Source organism: Aliikangiella coralliicola (assembly GCF_007004725.1).
In the GTDB taxonomy this organism is placed as follows: Bacteria; Pseudomonadota; Gammaproteobacteria; order Enterobacterales; family Kangiellaceae; genus Aliikangiella; species Aliikangiella coralliicola.
In genome coordinates this window covers 573,335-593,819 of sequence record NZ_ML660161.1, presented here as the reverse complement: position 1 = coordinate 593,819, position 20,485 = coordinate 573,335, and the positions used below count along the sequence as shown (strand labels likewise).

The following is a 20,485-nucleotide window of genomic DNA, read 5'->3' as shown; positions in this document are numbered from 1 at the left end:
AAATTTGTTAAATTCTAGCGACAATTTGATTAATTATTTTACAAGCCAACACTTCTTTCGAAGCAACATCAAGTAACTCTTCATTGCCTTTTTTATCCAATAATAAAAGCTGGTTATCATCACTATTAAACCCCAGCCCTTCACAACTAATGTCATTCGCACAAATCATATCAAGCTTTTTCTTATGCAACTTCTTAGTAGCAAACTCTTTTAATGACTGGCTTTCCGCGGCAAAACCAACGACAAAAGGCCTATCTTCCTGCTCAGCCACCCACGCAAGGATATCAGGATTTCGCTTAAGTTCTAATGTCATTTGTTCATCATTTTTCTTGATTTTTTGGCAACTAACTTTCACCGGCGTGTAATCCGCAACCGCCGCACAACCGATAAAAATATCGCAATTTTTGACCGCTAGTTTAACTTGTTCAAACATTTGTGCTGCACTTGTTACGTGATTAACGGTAACCCCCGCAGGATCAGCTAAATTAACCGGGCCAGAAACAATTTCTACTTCAGCGCCAGCTTTTTTTGCAGCTTTAGCTAACGCAAAAGCCATCTTTCCTGAACTGTGGTTAGATATATATCTAACGGGATCGATCGCTTCAACGGTTGGACCTGCAGTTATCACAACTCTTTTTTCAGTCAGTTTTTTTTCTTGTGTTGTCATAGATTCTAGTTTTAATGCGATATCGAGAGGTTCTAACATTCTACCGGCCCCCACATCACCACAGGCTTGTTCGCCTGTTCCAGGCCCCAATACCGCTACACCTCGCTGCCTTAATTGTTCAATGTTTATTTGCGTTGTTTGATTTGCCCACATTTGCTGATTCATCGCCGGGGCAACAACCAGCTGAGCCTGCGATGCTAACACAACGGTGGTCAGTAAATTGTCACCCTCACCATGCACTAATTTAGCTAAAGTATTCGCGGTTGCCGGAGCGATTAGAATATAGTCAGCCCATTTTGCTAACTCGATATGTCCCATCGCAGCTTCCATTTCTGGATCAAATAAATCCTGATGCACAGGGTTGCCAGACACCGCTTGTAATGTCATCGGTGTTATAAAATTTGTGGCAGCAGGCGTCAACACTACTCTTACTTCAAAGTTGCGTTCAGTTAATCGGCGTACTAAATCAGCGCACTTATAAGCAGCGATACCGCCAGAGATCCCTAATACCAGTTTTTTTTTAGGTGGGGGAGAAGCTTTTTCAGACAAACTGTTTATTCCTTGAGAATTACTTGTTAACAGCGCCCAAGGCGAACTAAATACTCACTAACCTGAATCATAGCAAACCTTTTAAGTTATTTCTCACTCTTTTTATCATAACTATCCTACAGACTTTAAAATAATGCTAATTCATTATTGCGTCAGAATTAAAAGTTACTTTCTGAATAAAATTTCATCAGATTTAACGAGTTATCGGTTCCAATAAAAGTTATTAGTTTTAATAAACGCTTTTAACAAACTTTTAACAAAGGCAGATAAGGAAATGTCATGAGCCCTATCAACCAATGGCCAGCACAAGAACGCCCCAGGGAAAAATTATTGCATAGAGGTCCTCAAGCACTCAGTGACGCGGAGTTGCTTGCCATCTTTTTAAGAACCGGCACCCGGGGTAAAAATGTTATTGAGCTCGCCAGAGATATTATTCAGCACTTCGGTGGGCTCAAAAAACTATTTGCCGCCAATCTCGAAAGTTTTTGCCAAATTAAGGGGCTCGGAGAAGCTAAGTACGTCCAACTGCAGGCTTGCATGGAAATGAGCCAACGCCACCTCGCAGAAGAATTAACTCATAGTGATGTGATTCAAAATCCAACGCAAGTAAAAGCTTTTGTTCAAAGTCGGCTAATGAGATATTCCAATGAAGTTTTTGCAGTATTATTTCTAGATAATCAACACAGAATACTAGCATTCGAAGAGCTATTTTTCGGCACAATCAATGCGTCCACAGTACATCCTAGAGTTATTCTACAACGAGCGCTTTCACTGAACGCCGCAGCGATTATAATGAGCCACAATCATCCCTCAGGTTTAGCGGAAGCCAGTGTCTCAGATATCGATATCACGCACTGCCTGAAAAAAGCGCTCAGCCTGGTTGATATCAGGGTGTTAGACCATTTAATTGTTGCGTCACACCAAGTAATTTCAATGGCTGAACAAGGCCATATTTGATAAACAAAACATATAGAAAATTAACAAATATTGTTTAACGCTACCTAACAGGCCTAAATTAAGCCATGAATTGGTAATTTTCTGAGCAAATTGTTGTATTATTCGCGCGTATTTGGTATAAAGTGCGCCCTTTCCGCGGCAGGAAGGCAGGCAGTTCGTACTGAATACAAGATTTCGCCGCTATGTACAGAATTTAAAGAGGCTAATGCAATGTCACGAGTATGTCAGGTTACCGGCAAAAGACCAGTAACAGGAAACAATGTATCTCATGCAAAAAACCGCACCAGACGTCGTTTTTTGCCAAATCTTCACAGCCACCGTTTTTGGGTTGAAAGTGAAAACCGTTTTGTAAAACTACGCGTTTCTGCTAAAGGTATGCGTATCATCGATAAGAAAGGCATCGATGCAGTATTAGAATCCATTCGCCAACGCGGCGAAAAGGTATAAGAGGACTTAAACCATGCGTGATAAAATCAAACTAGTTTCTTCTGCTGGTACAGGCCATTTCTATACCACAGACAAAAACAAAAAGAACACTCCTCACAAACTTGAGTTCAAAAAGTACGATCCAGTTGTTCGCAAGCACGTGATGTACAAGGAAGCTAAAATCAAATAATCATTTGGTTTTACCCCTCGTGTACCGAGTAGCCTTAAAAAGCCTGGCAATTGCTGGGCTTTTTAGTTTTCCGATTTAGCCTTAAGAGTTTCTCAAATCTTTCTATCGTTACTTTTCATAGTACTGTCTTTCCCTGCACCAATTTTGATTTTTAACATCTCAACCCTTTTAAAAATCTAATTTGATTCAGCGATATCAGGAAGAACTATGATTATGAGCTGAGGATATCAACACTTTCGATTTTAGTGACAACTGTTTGACAGCAACGCCATGACAAGACGCATCGTAGCACTCCCCTTCAAAATAGACCTTACCGTCAGTTAACACCTCAATACCTGGCAAGAAATCCCCTGTAAGCACCAACAGAGTTAGTTCTACTAATCGATTAACGACTTGAATTGAGTCTATTCCAAAACGTGGCTTATCTGCAGCCTTAAGCATTATAGGTGTGTATGTCGGATACGCATCACCATAAAGGCCGCCACAACGTAATACCCTTACACTGGCGCGAAACTCAAACAATTGTTTCTCGGCAGCAATCAGCTGTTTAGCTTTTTGCGTAACGCCTTTTGCCGGAGTCTGCGCGGTGACAATCCCACGCTCAATTCCATCGTACACTCTAGTTGAAGAAACGAGAATAATGTTATCAACGATTAACTTTCCGGCACTAAGCTGAGTATTCAGTCCACTCAATATTTTATCCCAATACCATCGGGGTTCGTTATTTTGACTTCTCCCAGGCGCAATACAAATAACGAGCAACTTGAGACTCCGAGGTAGCTCTCCGATAGCTGGAATCAATCCCTTATTTTGATCGAGCCTCGCTAAGCTAAATTGGATGTTTAACGCTTTAAGTTTCGCGGCCAGCTGTCTGCCAATTCGCCCCTGACCGCAAAGCACAATCTGTTTTTCAGGCACTCTATCGTTGACAGTTTCCACAATAAACTGTTGACCTCTGGCTAATGACTATTTGTTTGAGAGTGGTACCGCATTGATTACAAGCTTCGCCGCCTCTCCCATAAACCTGATGGGCATGTTGAAAATAACCCGGTTTGCCTTCAGCAGAAGTAAAATCTTTTAAGCTGCTTCCACCTGCCTTTATCGCCTCGGCTAATACATGTTTAATGGCAACGACTAAACTCTCAATTCGCTTTCTGGATATTTTGTTAGCTGCTTTTTTTGGATTAATCGAGCTCATAAAAAGCGATTCTTGAGCGTAAATATTACCGACTCCCACCACAATGTTACTATTCATAATAAGGGTCTTAATCGATACTTTACGCTGTTGACACACAGCGTAAAGATAATCACTGTTGAAGTCAGCAGACAACGGCTCGACCCCCAGTTTGTTTAATAACGGGTGAGCATTTCCTTCCGTATTATAGATAAAACTGCCGAAACGTCGGGGATCGTTGTAGCGAATAATTTTACCATTTGATAAATGCACATCAATATGATCATGTTTAGCCGCTTCAACCGAAGATTCAACTATCCTCAGGCTGCCCGACATACCGAGATGAATCATTAGCGCAGCACGCCCAGTTTGAAGTAACATATACTTTCCGCGCCGTTCTACCTTTAAAATTGTTTTTCCTTTTAACTTTCTAGCAAGATCAGCGTCGACCGGCCACCTTAATTTCGGCTGTCGGACTTTGATCCGAGTAATTTGCTGGTCAACACAAAAAGGCTCAATACCACGGCAACTGGTTTCTACTTCAGGTAATTCAGGCATAAATTATTCTCTGTTTATTTTTGATTGCTTAATTCTGGCATATAATTAATTCGCTCAGAGTAAGGTATTGAAAACTGCTGCGAGGTACTGGCAAAAGTAACCAGCATTTGTTTATCTGAATAACTCACTTTGCTGACAACCGGCTGATTAAGCGTTGACAAATAAAGTAGCACAGTCTTCCCCCCCGGCACGCCGCTTTTTAGTGGTTGTGAACGGCTTAGCAAAAGCGCTTGCCAGTTCTCGCCGATAATTTTGGCCTGTTGTATAGAAATTTTCTTACTTGAAACAACTTGCCAGCTTTCGCTAACAAAACGCAATTGAATATCACCAAAATCAATTTCAGTTAACCGTGGAACCTGGCTTGGGCTCGCAGAATCGACAGTCGAATTACTAATTAATCGTCCAACTAGAACGGACAGCAACAACATTGCGCTCACCGAAATAATAATCAGATTAAGCCATTGTTGACGAGTTAATCGACTTCTTTTATTCGACATTGTTTGCCCTGAGCCCAGATCGGTTTCTCGCAGCAAAACCTAACCACCAACCGATTAAAACGACCGCGGGGAAAATAGCACAGAACACCCAGTTCATCATAAAATGCCCCCAACGACTAGGCTCAATGCTGGTATCTAAAGACAAGTTCATTGTATCTTGCGTTATTTTTGTATTAGTTAACCAACTCACAAGATTAAGTGCAAACTGCTTATTCGCGTAATTATTGATAGCTGAGTCAGAAACAAAGTGACTGTCACCCACCATAATAATTTTTTGCTGACTTTTCACATTATAATGAGTCATTGCCAAAGCAAACACCTGTTGAAGTTCGCCCTGATCTTTATCAAACGATAACTCACTTGCCTCAATATCAAACTCAGTCCAAACACCTTTATGGCTGGTTACAATTGGTTCGATAGTGACACCATCACTTAAATTTTCTGTCGCTTTTAAACCACTACTCCATGGAAAAGCAAGCAAACTTTTCACCTGGTTCATAATTGGATGTTGGCTTGTCTGATTGACAATAACAATAGCAGGATGGGGTGTCCCACTTTGATAACCACTCCAGTCAACCAAAGTTCCAGGGAAACGTGAAATACCAATATACTCCTCAATTGCAGCCGGTATTATGCTATCAGGGTCAAGCAATAATAATAAACTCCCGCCTTGCCTGAGATAGCTAACCACTAACTCAGTCTCTGACTTAAGCCACTGCTGTTTACTCGATGCGACGACCAACAATTGTGTGTTGTCACTAATAACGGGCATGCTGCTTAAACTTTGCACCGCCACGGGCCATCCCATATCCTTTAACGTTTGGTAAAAAATTCCCAGATCGGACGATTTTTTGCCGAGCGGAGAAGCTTCACCATGGCCCTCTACGAAAGTAATCCACTGCTGTTTTCGAATTAACATTTGGCGGATAGCAGATTCGAAAACCAACTTAACTTCTTGCTCAAATGGATAGGCAACAGATTGTTGTAATTCGCCTAATTGAAATTGCACATACTCTCCAGCACGCTGTAGCTCAGGAGCAAGGGCTTGTCGAGATTTAAAACTCAGTTGGCTATCAGGTATAAATTGTCGAATAATTTCGAAGCCGCGGACAATTTCTTCTCGACTGCTTTCTTCATCTACCACAGCAAAAACGTTAAGCGAATTTGCATCGCTATTTAACTTCTCAATCAAGTTTTCAGACAAGCTATTTCGTTTATCCTGGCTAACATCTAGCTGCCCCGGAATAAAGCCGGATGCCAACACGATCACCATGCCAACCAGACAAAGTAACTTTGGTAATTTTTTTGTCGCCGCAAGATGGTTTGAAATGAGTAGACTGCAAAGACCACCAGCTAAGATAAACATTCCAGAGTAAGTTGCGAGCCCACCTAATACTAATGAACCTTCACGTAACTTAAAAAATGAAAGAAATACACCATGCCATAATAGCTCAGGAAAGAAGTATTTGAGACTGACTTCCAGCCCAATTAATAAGCTGATAAATACCGCCGAAATTATTATGGCAATTAACACTCCTCTGGCGATGATACAAATTGCCAAAATTAACCAACCAATCACCAATTGGATCAGTATCATTCCTAATAGTGTCGTTCCAAACCGCGAAATATCCAGTGGTGAATGAATTGAGAGTAACAATACAATCCCAACAAAATAAAGCAGCGGCAAACTCGCAAAACCTTGCGTTGTTTTGTACAAGGCCCACAATAGTTGGTTTGGTTGAATTGACGCTTGCTGAAATAATGAAAATTGCTGGTTAGAACGAAATGTCGGAACGATTAGCACCCCACTCAATACGTTGAGCATGATCTGAAAAATAATAGTCAGTCCGGCCAATGGTAAAATGATTTCATTGAAAACGAAAAGCCCACTCAAACTTTGCCCTTGTAGATAGAGAAATTGCTGATAAGCTAACCTGGCAAATAATCCTATACCGATTAACGTAATGATCAGGCCGATAATAAAACTAGGTCTACGCCAGACAAATTGAATAAAAAATTTCGTTAATCCGTGCATGTCAGATGTCCTCATTTGCTAGTAGAGCAAACATGGGCATGAGTGCATTTTCGCCGCAACCAAGTTCAACCATAGAGGGATCGACATCAGATAATCTTTTGACAAGTAATTGCCATTGAGCGATATCTATCTGCTCAAACTTCACAAGGTTTTTAATTGATTGGGGATAAACAGAAATATTAGAGTCCTCAGAAAACAATTCAAGAATTTCTGCCTCGGATAACTTAGTCACTAACCAAAACTCGTCGCTCGAATGCAAATCAAGTATTGCGATCAAGCGACCATGATGTAGCATCATAACGCTGTCTGCGGCTCGCACAGCTTCATTGACATGATGGGATGAAAACAAACACAATCGAAAGTAAGAAAGTTTGTTGAGATTATCAATAAATCTCTGCTGCTCAATAGGATCAAGCGCCTGGCTCGGCTCATCAAGAATGATATATTCTGGGTTACCCAGAAAAGCTTGAGCAACAAAAAGTTTTTGCAGATTGCCTTGTGATAGCTTTGTCAGTGGGATATCCATGTTCTCTGTTAAGTTCCATTGTTCTGACACCAACTCAATATAATGGTGTTGATTATCACCACTCAGCGAGCTTTTTAACGAGCAACAGAAAGTCAGGTACTCTCGACACGACAGGTTTGGCAACGCTAGCATTCCTGATGCTTGATACCCAAGTTTATCCTTAAAGGCTTTCTCGGTTGGCCTGAGAGACTGAAAGCTAATTTCGCCTTTTTCAGCTTTAAACTCCCCTGTCAGGGTGCGTATCAAACAAGATTTTCCAGCGCCATTAAGACCTAACAAAGCTACTTTTTTACCGCTAACTACCTCAAAAGACAAGCCGTTGAGAAGCATTTTGTCGCCAACGGAAAATGTCAGGTTATTGACCTGCAAACAATCAGGTTGCTCCATAAAATAGCGAAACCGTTATTAGTATTTAGCCGTAATATACCAGACTGACCTAATGGAGACACCCATTACAGACCTTCGCCCAACTGAATTAATAAAAGAAATGATAAATCGGCAAAAGTCCGAGAAAAACAATCACATCAACCGTTGAACAATTGCTCGCAGCTATAGTGGGATTTAGAGACAGGCGAGTATAGATTGAGTCATCATACTGCGATTGTCACAACATTAATCAATTAATTGAGAAGGGCTCCAATTCGGTTGAAACGATATGCTGACCAAGCAACAGAATCTTCCCCTGGTATCGTTGCTCTCCAGTCGAAGTGAAATCAAATATATATTCGCGATAAATTCCCCAGCGACCATTTGCTCCCTTGTTTAACTTTAATCCATTTTGTACCACAGTATGGTCAAGAAATTGCACCCCCGCTTTTTGGCAACGCTGGCGGCCCGCACTGACTGCTAGCTGCTTCAATTTTTGCGTATAAGCCCAATAATAGGCAACTAACGCGAGGGCGATAATACCAAAAACCTTACTCATCGAAATACTTGCTCACTTAAAATATTGATTGATGAATACGCGCAGAGCGCACAATAGCCGCAGACATTTGCACTGGGCACAAAAAAGGCGACTGAAATAGCCGCCTTTTAGTCGTCTTTTACCTGTTATTTCGCAGGTTTTACAACTGTCACTTTGTCAGCCCCAGCCAAACGAGCTTGGTCAACAGAGCTAACCACAACGCCGGTCTTGGCAGATTCATGGGCTTGAACGATCACTAACGCATTAGGTGCTTTCGCTCTGGCAGTTTCAACATTCGCACGAACCGCATTAACATCAACCAGACGACCTCCAATTGTAATCTCACTACTGTCGCTAATTGCGATAACAATTGGTCTATTCTTTTGTGGCTCAGGATTATCGGGTGGGTTTGCAGCCGGTCGATTTAACACAATTCCATCTTCTTTAACGAACGAAGTTGTTACAATAAAGAAGATCAACATAATAAAAACGATGTCGAGCATCGGTGTCATGTCTACTTCAGTTTCATCTTCGTAGTGTTTTCTTTGTCTACGCATATTTAATCCTATTTAAAGCATCGAGAGATAAGTTGCTTTTCTCTCGTATTAACGTTTTTCTAAGATATTAAGATTGCTCAATTTTCAAAGCTATTTTTTCAAACAACTTATTGTTCTGACTTCTTTTATTAACGACTTTCTGTCCGAAACAGGGCTACTATTCGCTCGACTTTACTCTAATTAACCATTCATCTGACAAGATATCAACGGGAGTCCAACGTGAATAGCTTCGTTATTTTGATTTCTTTGTTATTTTTATAGAAAACTCAAAGCTGGCCTAACTATAACGAGTGAAAGTCGATAAGTCTAGCCCGCAATCAGCCCAAATGACTGATCATAGCGTAAAAATGTTGCTATTCAACAAATGTGTCACCGGTCAGCTTTTCATACTTAAAAATCAGCTGTTCGCGGGTTTCTCGATTATTTTCATTAAATGGAATACAATCAACTGGACAAACCTGTTGACATTGAGGCTCATCGTAGTGCCCGACACATTCGGTACATTTGTCCTTATCAATTTCGTAAATTTCTTCCCCTTGAGAAATCGCTTCGTTGGGGCATTCCGGTTCACAAACATCACAATTAATACATTCGTCGGTGATTATCAGTGACATAAATATTTCTCTACAGTACTAATTTGGGCGCTTATTGTACACCAGCACAAAAACATGACAAATAATTAAAAGGTTTTTTCAGTCCGCCTTAAAGCGCTCTTCAAGCGCTGATTGGACTTGCGCAGGAACAAACTCATTGACGTTTCCACCTAACGCAGCAATTTCTCTTACCAAAGTCGATGATATAAAAGAAAATTGTTCTGCAGGCGTAAGAAATAAGCTTTCCAGTTCAGGGGCTAAACGCCGATTCATGTTGGCTAGCTGAAATTCGTATTCAAAATCAGATACCGCTCGTAAACCCCGCAACATGACATTGGCCTTTTTTTGTTTAGCTAAATCAACTAACAACCCGGAAAATCCACAAACTTCAACATTGGGAATATTCTCAACAACCAATTCAACCAGTTCAACTCGCTGCTCCACTGTGAATAGCGGATTTTTGCCTCGACTCCGAGCAACCGCTACTATCACTTTGTCAAAAAGCCTCGAAGCACGCTCGATTAAATCAAGATGCCCATTAGTTATCGGATCAAAGGTCCCCGGATATAGAACGATTTTCGCCATAAATTACTCTGTTGTAGTGTCGAATGGTATCTGTCATCGAATCGATCAGACAAACTCAGTTTAAACTCATAATGCCTTGAGATCCTGAGGCAGGTTGCCACCAAGTTTCTGTGCAAGTTGAGCTACCAGTTTAGCGACAATTGCATAAATGCTCAATTGCGGGTTAACACCAAGGCTGGTCGGGAATATAGAGCCGTCTAATATTGATAAATTATCCAATCCGCGAAGTTGCCCTTTGCTATTACACACAGACTCGCTGGCATCACTTCCCATAGCACATCCCCCCATTACATGGGCACTCATTATTTGCCAGCGAAGCGCTTTTGCAGGCAAGTTCATAATCGCGTCACGAGCTCTCTTTAACGTCGAATAAAAAGTAGCATCCATATGAAGGGGGATCACTTTTTTAGCACCAGCGGCAAATTGAACTTCAGCCATCGATAGGGTTGCATGACGAATTCCTCGCCACAAAATTTCGTTCGGCGAGTAATCAAGTTGCGGATAGTCATATTTATCCAACTTGACCTCCCCTCCGATACTCAAGTCATTGAAACCATCTCTTAATAACGCCAGGTTAGCCTGGTAAAAAGCAAAATTCTGCATTAATTGAAAATGTTTTTCGCCATGGTGTCTCAATAATGTTGAAGCTAACAAAGGATGCAAAGGTGGCACTTCAAGTTTATAACCCATTTCGCCAGTTACGCCATCTCGCCATAAAAACTCATCGCTATAAATGCTTTGGGGCGCGCCGTAAAAACCATTGACCTTTTCTGACATGAGACCAATGGTTGCCGTCACCGGGTGCAAAAAAGTTCTCTTTCCAACCAAAGGGTTAGCTTTCTGCAGACCACTCCGTAATAAAATAGCGGGCGAACCAATCGCACCAGCGGCAAGAATGACTTGCCTGGCTCTTATGAATGTGACATTTTTTTGTTTGACTTGGCCACGATTATCAACACTGGACAACATGACACCTCGAACTTGTTCTTTTTCAACCAGTATTTGCTCCGCGCGGGCTCTTGCAATTAGTTGCGACCCCAACGAAAGCGCCATTGGTATGCAACTAACCAACATCGATTGTTTCGCATTAATGGGACACCCCATCCCGCAATATCCGAGATTGGCACACCCACTGACGTTCCTCGGAATGACATTATATTCCCACCCTAACTTGCGTAACCCATCGGCAAGAAGTTGGTTATTCTGATTGGGAGGAATTGACCACGGAGCAATATTAAGTCGCTGCTCAACCCATTGAAACCAAGGTTTCAATTCCGACGATGACAACCCCTTGATACCAAAGCGCTCTTTCCAGTATGAAAGCGTTCTTTCCGGGGTTCGAAAACTAGAAGTCCAATTAACCGTTGTTGAACCGCCCACACATCTTCCCTGTAAAATCTGGATCGACTTATCTATCGTTTGTCTTCCTGCAACCTCCTGGTATAAATCTGCGTAAGCCTGTTTTTCCTGCATTTTAAAATCAGCGGAAGTTTTGAGAGGTCCTTCTTCAACCATGACTACTTTTAATCCTGATCGGCTCAGTATTTCAGCGGCAATACCACCGCCCGCGCCTGTACCGACAATGACTACATCACACTCCATTTCTGTAGCAGGCGTTTCATTCGAATAATCGAATGTGTTCGGATATGCAATAGTCAAGGCGCTAATGACTCCTGTTGTGGATTATCGATGTATTTATTATCGTTATTGATTGATAGGATACGGTCCAGGGTAGCCAATTGCCGCCCAATGGTCAGGCTCAGCATAAATACTGCCAACCACCAACAAGCGCAGCCCAATATAGGCTTGCTGTAACAATGACAAACTATGTTCTCGCCAATCATCAAGAAAGTCTATGACATGTTGTGATCCCGCTTTCTGCCAATTTAACCAGACCCCGGCAAGTAACAAACGGCTTACTCCTGTAGATAAAAGGTCAAAAAGCTCTCGCAATTCAGCTTGTGTACGCAATGGAAGCTGAAGAATCGCCTCATCAACATTGAGTATTGTCGTCTCAATGTTTGGCGCCTGTGGTAAATCACCTGCAATAATGGGAATTAAAACGGACAAAACCACCTGATCGTCAGCGGTTAAAAATTCAGTCTTTACATGATTAGAGTATTCAATTGAGGATTGTTGATACCACTGAAAGGCCGACACCCCGCCCAGCATCAATACACTTGTTCCCATCAGAGATTTGAAAAACTGTCTTCTTTTCATCATTTACCCTGTTTTTCAGTGGCTACCAGCAATCAATATCGAGAATACTTTAATCTAGTAACCCAGGTCTAGTCACACTAATCCAGGGCACCTAGCTCTTAGCGTAATCATCGATAAATGTAGAAATTCGGCGTTCAAGATAGTACTCAGCCCGCCACGGCCATCTCCCACTCACAAAGCCGACATGTCCACCGTTAGCACTTAGCTCAAATTGCACACTTGATGAAAGCTCGTCAGCTTCAGGAATAACTTTCTCATTCATAAATGGATCATCTTTCGCGTGGATAATTAAGGTGGGAATGCTAATTGATTTCAAAAACTGGCGACTGGAAGCTTTCGAATAATAATCTGAAGCACCATTAAACCCGTGCAACGGTGCCGTGACCTTATGGTCAAATTCCCAAAATGAATTCAGTTTTTTTATTTCATTCATATCCAGAGAAACAGCACCATTAAAAACCTGCTTTTTCTGCCGAGTTTTCTCTTTTAGTGTTTTAAGCAGTCGTCCTGAGTAAACCTTGGAAAATCCCTGATCAATCGCATTTGCACACTCATTAAGTAACATCGGTACCGAGACCGCCGCTGCAGCCCTCACTGAGTGTTTTTGGTGGTTTTCTCCGAGCCACTTCAGTAGCACATTTCCACCCAACGAGAAGCCAACCAGGTAATCTACCGAAATTTTTCTATCAGTGAGAAGTTCGATGACTAACTGAAGATCATCACTAATACCACTGTGATAGCTACTTAGTAAGCGGTTACTTTCGCCACTACATCCCCGAAAGTGCATAACTGCGACTTGTTTACCCGATTTTGCCAATGTTGACACTATCCCCCTCATGTAATGAGAATCAATCGATCCTTCTAAACCATGGAGTATTAATACTGACTCGGCACCGGCTCTTTCATGGATGTCAACATCAATAAAATCACCATCATTCAGTTCCAACCGCATACGCCGCATTTGCGGTAACCGGGGCAGACTTCTAAACACGGCTCCCCAAATTGTCTGCATATGTCTGTTTTTAATCCACCAGCCGGGTCTAAACGGGGAATCGAACATCATTGTTAACTAAATCAACCTCTTTGAGTAAAAACTACTGACAAAACCTTGAGTTACCATTTATCGCTTTTTGTTGAATTTTGTCGAATTTATCCAACAGATTTCCTGAAAAATGCATACAATTAGTATCGAATAGGAGGCACTTTAGCAAGACAAAAAGTTACGATCACAATTCTAACCCCTATGAAATGAGAACCAGTTACTTGGTTTTTTCTAGAAATTAGACTAACTTTGTTTGAGAACTCCTTGTTTTTAGTATGTTTTTAATCAAATATCATTGTAAAATGAGCTCTGATTAGGTAGGCTCTTTACATCAACATGAATACCAGTTTTTTTCAGTTTAATTTAAAGCTTAGCGCTTCCTGCGTCGTCAGGTAACAGGAGACCCAAGTGATGGATTGGTTACAAATGGCATCCTCACCGCTTAAAAAGTTATATTTATTAGCAACTTTCACCATTTTGGCAACAATTACAGCCTGTGGTGGTGGCGGTGGTTTTAACGAAACAACCGATACTGGAACCGGAACGGGGACAGGAACAACAAACACAACGACGGTTACTTTGTCGATTTCTAACACTAATGTAACTGCTGCAAATCCAGCTACCGTTACAGCAACTGTCACTAATAGTTCCACTGGTGCAGTGCAAGGCACAGTAGTGACTTTCACTTCGACTCTTGGTGCATTTAATCCAGCTTCTGGAACAGCGATAACAGACGCTAGTGGACAGGCCTCGGTTGAAGTATTAGCAGGAACAACTGCTGGTGCATCAGAGATACGCGCTTCAATATCAAGCGGCGAAAGCGGCACCATAGCTTTCGAAACTGCTGGAGATGGTTCAACTGGCGGTGGTAGCGGCTCAAATATTTCCATCGCTCTTAATTTAGTTTCAGCGTCTTCCGGGCAAGATACAACCACAATTACTTCGACTAATCCAGGCAGAATTGTGGCGACATTGACCGGAAACACATCTCCTCAAATCGTAACATTTGCAACCACCATAGGTTCAATTCCAGTTCCAACCGCTATTACCGATGGTAACAATCAGGCAACCGTCGATATTGTTGCAGATACCGACCTTGGTGCCGGTACAATTACGGCAAGCGTATCGAGTGGAGAAACTGCCCAATTTGTATTCGCTGTTGGTGCGACCAACCTGAGAATGGGTAGCGGAACACCATTTGTTGAGAATGTAGCGGAGATCGGCACAGCGCAAATTTCAGCAGGTGGAACCACAACCGTATCAGTTTCTATTGTTGATGAAAATGGCCAGCCTTTTACCGAGCCTGTTGATGTTAATTTCTCGTCACCTTGCACAGGTTCTACACCTGCTACAGCAACATTAAGTTCTCCTATCACAACAGTAAACGGTGTTGCATCAAGTACATACCTGGCTCAAGGTTGTGTTGGTAACGATGCCATTAGTGTGACTGCTAATGCAGGCGGAATAAACTTAACTGCGTCAGGCACAGTGAATGTTCTGGCAGCAGATGTTGGTAGTATCGAATTTGTTTCTGCCACACCTGAAAATATTGCTATCTTAGGCGCAGGTGGACTTGGTGGATCAGAGAGTTCAACCGTTGTATTTAGAGTCAGAGACACTAACGGTAACCCAGTTAACGGGCAACTTGTTAATTTCGCATTAAATACCAACGTTGGCGGGCTCAATATCAATCCAGCTTCTGCGACAACAAATGCTCAAGGCTTAGCGCAGACAGTTATCAACTCAGGTACAGTGGCAACAACTGTGAGAGTTACAGCTTCTATTGATAGTAGCTCGCCACTAATCTCGACTCAATCGAGTAATTTGGTTGTTTCTACAGGCATTCCAGATCAAGATAGCTTCAGCCTTTCAGCTGCAACACTAAATGCGGAAGGATGGGATATTGACGGGACAGAAGTTGATATCACCGCACGATTGTCAGACGCGTTTAATAACCCAGTTCCAGATGGAACCGCAGTCTCTTTCACTACTGAAGGAGGTTCAATCGAATCTTCATGTACAACAACCAATGGTGCGTGCTCTGTGAAGTGGACAAGTCAAAACCCACGCCCAGAGGGACAAACTCTCGCAGCTAATGGAATTACTCCAACACTTGTCAATAATATGGGCCAGAAATTCGGTGGACGTGCGACAATAATCGCGACCGCAATTGGTGAAGAATCATTCCCAGACTTAAACGGAAACGGCCGATTTGACGCTAATGAGATGACAGCCTTCGGCGGAACCAACATTAGCGGCCTTCCATATGATTTGGATGAAGCTTTCGTTGACCATAACGAGGATTCTGTATATAACCCCGCAGGTGGAGGTCAGACTGGTGGTGAATTAGAGACCTTTGTTGATTTTAATAATGATAGTGCTTTTACTCAAAAAGATGGCTTGTATAACGGCGTACTCTGCTCTATTCCAGCTCACGCTGGCTGTTCAAGCGAAAAATCTCTCAATGTCAGAGCATCACTTGTTTTGGTTATGTCTGGCAGCGGCGCTAACTTTACTATTGATAAGACCATCGACTTCCCGGTTGATGACAATGGCGCAACCAATACTAATGACAGCGATGATAGCATCATCAATTTACAAGGAGACAGTTCAGGCTCTGCAACCATAATCGTCGGTGACTTGCACAACCAACCGATGCCGGCTGGAACTACAGTAAAATTTACTGCAACTAAAGGTTCAGTTCAGGGAACTAACACTTTTACCTGGCCTAATGATAACCACAACGGTAGCGCATCGTTTTCAGTGACAGTCAAAGGGGAAACTCAACCTGGTAATGGTACTTTATTAGTTGAAGTCACTACACCTAGCGGACTGATTACAACGAACAATAGCATTAGCATTGTTGTTCAATAAAGTTTAATCCCACAAAATGGAAAACGGCCACTTTGAAAGTGGCCGTTTTTGTTTTAAGAGTTCAATTAATTAGCTTCTAGTCCTTTGAAATCTCCATTACTCAACTCAAAGTTCAATCGTGATATTGTTCACTTAGCTGATGGACAGCATCAACATACGCTTTCACGTTTTCAGGTTCAATTGTCGGATGTATTCCGTGTCCCAAGTTGAAAACATGACCACAGCCATTGCCAAATTTAGCCAAAATATCAGCAACTTCTTCTTTTATTCGTTGTGGATTCGAATAAAGCACACAAGGATCCATATTACCCTGTAGCGCGACTTTATCGCCGACCCTGGCCCTGGCCTGGTCAATATCGACAGTCCAATCTAACCCGAGACAATCTGCTCCACTCTCAACCATCTGCTCAAGCCACCCAGCACCGCCTTTCGTAAACATAGTGACCGGGATCTGGTTTCCATCGTGAGTACGCTTAAGACCACTGATAATTTGCTGCATGTAGTTAAGTGAAAAACCTTGATAGTTCTGAGTTGATAAAACACCGCCCCAGGTATCAAAAATCATGACGGCTTGCGCACCTGATTCTATTTGGGCATTTAGATAGGCTGTAACCGACTGCGCGAGCGTCTCAAGCAACTGATGCATGAGTTGTGGTTGCTCAAACATCATTCCCTTAATCAGTCCAAAGTTCTTAGTCGTTCCACCTTCTACCATATATGTAGCCAGGGTCCACGGGCTGCCCGAAAAACCAATGAGCGGCACCTTTCCATCAAGCTCTTTGCGAATTAAGCTCACAGCATCGGTGACATAACCCAGCTCTTTGAAAATGTCAGGAACAAAAAGGTTCTCCACATCTGACTTTGACCTGACAGGCTTTTGAAATGCAGGACCCTCACCAGTTTTGAAGTACAACCCTAACCCCATTGCATCGGGAATAGTGAGGATGTCGGAAAACAAAATTGCGGCATCCAGTTCATATCTTCTCAATGGTTGTAGCGTCACTTCACAAGCAAGTTCGGGATTTGTACACAAACTCATAAAATCACCCGCTTTCGCCCGAATTTCTCGATACTCAGGTAAATACCTGCCTGCCTGGCGCATCATCCATACGGGAGTTTTATCAACAGGCTGAGACAAAGCCGCTCTTAAATAACGATCATTCTTTAACATTGAGTAATGCCGGATATAGGATTAATGCGCGCAATTTTACCTTAGCGGCCGGAAATTTAAAATGATTGAGGTTAACAGGAGCTGGAATATCTCTATGAAATCGTACTTTTGATTATTGGTATCACCTAAAAAACTTAACCTTTTGCGGCTATTTCCTGCTTAACGGCTTTCAATGATTTAACCCAGGGTTTACCAGAATAGCCTCGCTTGAGGTAAACAGCTTTTGCGTTATCAGCATCGATTCGAGAGTTAAACTGCCCGCTAACAATCAGGTAGAGGATTCCCGTCGATTGATTTCTTCTAAAAATGAGCATGCTTTCTTTAAGCGGGTGTTGTTGTCTGAAATTCTCTGCAGCTTCTAACTTGCTGACGCCAATCCATTGTAAGGTAAATCGAGCATCATCCATCCCCATCAACTTTCGCTCATCATCACTTATGGAAGATGCAGGTAGTGATTTTTTCTTTTCAACCTCGGCAACACCAGCTTGATTTTCAGATTTATTTTGAGAAACTTCAGACTTTGAAGTATCTGTCCCCGACGACTCATCTTTACTACCGATTTTCGTGGTATTAACCACAGATGTCTTTTTCGCAATTTCGCCAGATTCAGTTTCCTTAGCTGGCTCTTGTTTCGGATCAGGGTTTCTCAACAAACCTTCTTCCTCTGTTGGAAGTTTACTTTTTCTATTTTGAGACTTATCTTCAGTACTATCAGCCAAATCCCCTTGTTGTGACTCAGACTTATTAGTTGCTGCTTGCTCTATTCCACCATATTCCTTATCGGACTGAGGCTCCTTTGAATTCGAGTTAAGTGCCTGTTCAGACTTACTCGAAGCTGTTTTTTGATTCGCCGTGTCAGGCGTTATCATCTGATTTATTTCATCCTGGTAAATAAGCGCAAAAACTAGCGTTACCGCCAACACAACATAAACTGCTGAAAGTGAATATTTCTTAATAGACGACAGCTCTTTTTCTGGCTTCGTCTTAACTTCAGTCTGTTCTAACCAGCGGGTAAGTTGATACTTTAAATCCCCGGGAATACCTTTGCTTAATTGCCAGAAATACTGCAATTTCTGCTCATCATATAAAGCCTCTGCGGTGCCAGGATCAATAGACTGAAATTGCGCGATCAAAAACTTGGTTTCCTGCTCTTCAATCGGCTTTAACTCAAATACAACGCAAATATTCGGATCGTACTTTAAACTTGGCGTATCGTTTAGCTTTTCAGCTAAATCAGATTCTCCGGTAAGCACCATATATAGAAGTGTTTGTTTTGCAGCTAATTGGCGAGTTGCAAGCCCCATCAAAAAATCTAAACATGATTGGTCTAACAAATGTGCATTATCAATGGTGAGAAGAACACGTTGCTCAAGACTAGCTGCGATTTTATCGAGCAATGACTCTTCAGATTCTTGCCAGCTCAAACCTAATTGAAGGCTAATGGATTTCTCTAACTGCGCCTGAGTCATCACTGACTCGGCTTCGATTTGGGAAAGAGAAACCTGTCCGGAAACTCTCGAATGAATTTGTTCTAGAAAAAATGATTTGCCAATTCCTTTTTGGCCAATGATGACGCAAGCCAAATCAGCGTAAAGGATCTGGTTTTCCAGGGAGTCTAACAGCTGACTCTTATGTATAGTTACATAACTCAATGTTGCCCACCTGTTGTTATTATTTTAGTTTATTTTTTGCAATCTCCGGCGACTTCTACCATTTTAAATAACAGCACCTTAACTTAAATAGACCTGCTGTAAACACAATACGATTAGCTGCATGGTATCTCTAAATACCGCTAATTATGAGTTCGTTAAGTTCGGAGTTAAACTTACTTTTAAATACAACAAATGCAGTGACGCACTGAATTTAATTAGGCTGCCACTAATTGTTGAGTAATTGCCCGTCCCATCATCTCAATATCATCTTCCTCAACAATAACACATGCGCTATCGGTGGGTAAAACTAATCGATATTTGTCACTAACATTCTTTTTATCGAGCTTCATTGCTTCCAGAAAATCGCCAGTGTTCGCTACAATCTCAGCTTTGTCAGGCAATCCAAGCTTATTAAGCAAGTTTCTATAAAGTTCTGCAGTTTTTGGCGCAATCAATGTTTTTTCAAGTGATAAGTTGATCGCTATGTGTATGCCAATTGCGACCGCTTCGCCGTGTAAATAGCGTTTATAATCTGTCAATCGCTCTAACGCGTGACCGAATGTATGTCCCAAATTTAACAGCGCTCGATTTCCTTTCTCTTCTTCATCTTCTGCAACTACTTGAGCCTTTTTCGCACAACTATAGTAAATCAAATCTGCTAGTTTCGTTTTGTCTCTCGCCAAGACCGCAGCGGTATCTTCCGTTAATAGCTTGTTGACTTCATTAGCACCGAGCATTGCATATTTTGCGACTTCTGCGAGACCCGAAACGAATTCTTTTTCTGGTAATGAGTCGAGTGTATTCGTATCAATGATGACAGCTAGCGGTTGATAAAAAGCCCCTATCATATTTTTACCAAGTGGATGGTTAACTGCCGTTTTTCCTCCAACAGATGAATCAACCTGAGCCAGTAAACTCGTTGGAACCTGAATAAATCCCATACCACGCTGATAACTAGCGGCAACAAATCCGCCCAAATCACCAACGACCCCGCCACCAAGCGCTATCAGTGTATCGTTCCGTCGGAAACCTTGTGTTACCAAGTAATCAAGCACTTCGGAGTAATGAGATAGGTTCTTATAAATTTCACCGTCAGGCAAAATAAATTGATGGATTGTTTTATCTGGTAAGGAAGTTTTGAGTTGCTCAAAATACAGCGGCGCAACCATATCATTGGATAGTATGAGTATGTTTTCACCACGACAAAACTGACTAAAAAGTTGCGAATCAGTCAGCAATCCCTCTTTTATATAGATGCCGTAACTTCGCTCACCTAAATCTAATGCTAACTGACGCATATTCAACTAA

Annotated in this window: 20 protein-coding genes; 4 read left to right on the top strand and 16 right to left on the bottom strand. The window is 41.9% G+C overall.

Annotation, left to right across the window (positions count from 1 at the left end):
• Positions 1-7: 7 nt before the first annotated feature.
• Positions 8-1,216, bottom strand: a complete 1,209-nt coding sequence (gene coaBC / locus FLL46_RS05390; RefSeq protein ID WP_142892451.1) for a bifunctional phosphopantothenoylcysteine decarboxylase/phosphopantothenate--cysteine ligase CoaBC — start codon at positions 1,214-1,216, stop codon at positions 8-10.
• A gap of 279 nt (positions 1,217-1,495) precedes the next feature.
• On the opposite strand from coaBC, the gene radC reads away from it, so the two are divergent.
• From radC to rpmG, 3 genes are all read left to right on the top strand, one after another.
• Positions 1,496-2,173, top strand: coding sequence for a RadC family protein (gene radC / locus FLL46_RS05385; protein WP_142892450.1), 678 nt, complete (start codon positions 1,496-1,498; stop codon positions 2,171-2,173).
• A 210-nt stretch (positions 2,174-2,383) separates the two neighbouring features.
• Positions 2,384-2,620, top strand: coding sequence for a 50S ribosomal protein L28 (gene rpmB, locus FLL46_RS05380; RefSeq protein WP_142892449.1), 237 nt, complete (start codon positions 2,384-2,386; stop codon positions 2,618-2,620).
• Between the two features lie 13 nt (positions 2,621-2,633).
• Positions 2,634-2,789, top strand: coding sequence for a 50S ribosomal protein L33 (gene rpmG / locus FLL46_RS05375; RefSeq protein WP_142892448.1), 156 nt, complete (start codon positions 2,634-2,636; stop codon positions 2,787-2,789).
• A 195-nt stretch (positions 2,790-2,984) separates the two neighbouring features.
• Here rpmG and FLL46_RS05370 read toward each other — a convergent pair whose 3' ends face one another.
• From FLL46_RS05370 to FLL46_RS05315, 12 genes are all read right to left on the bottom strand, one after another.
• Positions 2,985-3,728, bottom strand: a complete 744-nt coding sequence (locus tag FLL46_RS05370; protein ID WP_142892447.1) for a Rossmann-fold NAD(P)-binding domain-containing protein — start codon at positions 3,726-3,728, stop codon at positions 2,985-2,987.
• Positions 3,709-4,521, bottom strand: a complete 813-nt coding sequence (gene mutM / locus FLL46_RS05365) for a bifunctional DNA-formamidopyrimidine glycosylase/DNA-(apurinic or apyrimidinic site) lyase (protein WP_142892446.1) — start codon at positions 4,519-4,521, stop codon at positions 3,709-3,711. The genes FLL46_RS05370 and mutM overlap by 20 nt, the downstream gene beginning before the upstream one ends.
• A gap of 14 nt (positions 4,522-4,535) precedes the next feature.
• A complete protein-coding gene (locus FLL46_RS05360) occupies positions 4,536-5,018 on the bottom strand; it encodes a hypothetical protein (protein WP_142892445.1) in 483 nt (160 codons plus the stop codon).
• A complete protein-coding gene (locus FLL46_RS05355; protein ID WP_168204057.1) occupies positions 5,008-7,053 on the bottom strand; it encodes a motility-associated ABC transporter substrate-binding family protein in 2,046 nt (681 codons plus the stop codon). Before FLL46_RS05355 ends, FLL46_RS05360 begins: the two co-directional genes overlap by 11 nt.
• 1 nt (position 7,054) lies before the next feature.
• Positions 7,055-7,966, bottom strand: coding sequence for an ATP-binding cassette domain-containing protein (locus FLL46_RS05350; protein ID WP_142892443.1), 912 nt, complete (start codon positions 7,964-7,966; stop codon positions 7,055-7,057).
• A 229-nt stretch (positions 7,967-8,195) separates the two neighbouring features.
• Complete coding sequence (locus FLL46_RS05345) at positions 8,196-8,504, bottom strand: DUF3301 domain-containing protein (protein WP_142892442.1); 309 nt, start codon at positions 8,502-8,504, stop codon at positions 8,196-8,198.
• A gap of 125 nt (positions 8,505-8,629) precedes the next feature.
• Entirely contained in the window at positions 8,630-9,040 is a 411-nt protein-coding gene (locus tag FLL46_RS05340) for an ExbD/TolR family protein (protein ID WP_142892441.1), read from the bottom strand.
• A gap of 353 nt (positions 9,041-9,393) precedes the next feature.
• Positions 9,394-9,654, bottom strand: a complete 261-nt coding sequence (locus tag FLL46_RS05335; protein ID WP_142892440.1) for a YfhL family 4Fe-4S dicluster ferredoxin — start codon at positions 9,652-9,654, stop codon at positions 9,394-9,396.
• Between the two features lie 78 nt (positions 9,655-9,732).
• Positions 9,733-10,218 carry a pantetheine-phosphate adenylyltransferase gene (gene coaD / locus FLL46_RS05330; RefSeq protein ID WP_142892439.1) on the bottom strand — a complete coding sequence of 162 codons (486 nt, stop codon included), beginning with the start codon at positions 10,216-10,218 and terminating at the stop codon, positions 9,733-9,735.
• A 66-nt stretch (positions 10,219-10,284) separates the two neighbouring features.
• Positions 10,285-11,877 (bottom strand): GMC family oxidoreductase, encoded by a 1,593-nt coding sequence (locus tag FLL46_RS05325; protein ID WP_246119266.1) that lies wholly within the window; start codon positions 11,875-11,877, stop codon positions 10,285-10,287.
• A 45-nt stretch (positions 11,878-11,922) separates the two neighbouring features.
• Positions 11,923-12,441: a hypothetical protein gene (locus FLL46_RS05320; protein WP_142892438.1), complete on the bottom strand. Its 519-nt coding sequence runs from the start codon at positions 12,439-12,441 to the stop codon at positions 11,923-11,925.
• 88 nt (positions 12,442-12,529) lie between these two features.
• The gene (locus FLL46_RS05315) at positions 12,530-13,501 is read right to left on the bottom strand and encodes a hydrolase (protein WP_210418598.1); all 972 of its coding nucleotides are present in this window, start codon (positions 13,499-13,501) and stop codon (positions 12,530-12,532) included.
• Positions 13,502-13,891: 390 nt separating this feature from the next.
• Between FLL46_RS05315 and FLL46_RS05310 the strand changes: the two genes are divergently transcribed.
• Entirely contained in the window at positions 13,892-16,354 is a 2,463-nt protein-coding gene (locus tag FLL46_RS05310) for a beta strand repeat-containing protein (protein ID WP_210418597.1), read from the top strand.
• A gap of 112 nt (positions 16,355-16,466) precedes the next feature.
• Here FLL46_RS05310 and hemE read toward each other — a convergent pair whose 3' ends face one another.
• The 3 genes from hemE to aroB form a co-directional block, all read right to left on the bottom strand.
• On the bottom strand, positions 16,467-17,525 hold the full coding sequence (hemE, locus tag FLL46_RS05305; RefSeq protein ID WP_142892437.1) for a uroporphyrinogen decarboxylase: 1,059 nt from the start codon (positions 17,523-17,525) through the stop codon (positions 16,467-16,469).
• A gap of 134 nt (positions 17,526-17,659) precedes the next feature.
• Positions 17,660-19,177 (bottom strand): AAA family ATPase, encoded by a 1,518-nt coding sequence (locus FLL46_RS05300; RefSeq protein ID WP_142892436.1) that lies wholly within the window; start codon positions 19,175-19,177, stop codon positions 17,660-17,662.
• 215 nt (positions 19,178-19,392) lie between these two features.
• Positions 19,393-20,475 carry a 3-dehydroquinate synthase gene (aroB, locus tag FLL46_RS05295; protein WP_142892435.1) on the bottom strand — a complete coding sequence of 361 codons (1,083 nt, stop codon included), beginning with the start codon at positions 20,473-20,475 and terminating at the stop codon, positions 19,393-19,395.
• Positions 20,476-20,485: the final 10 nt, after the last annotated feature.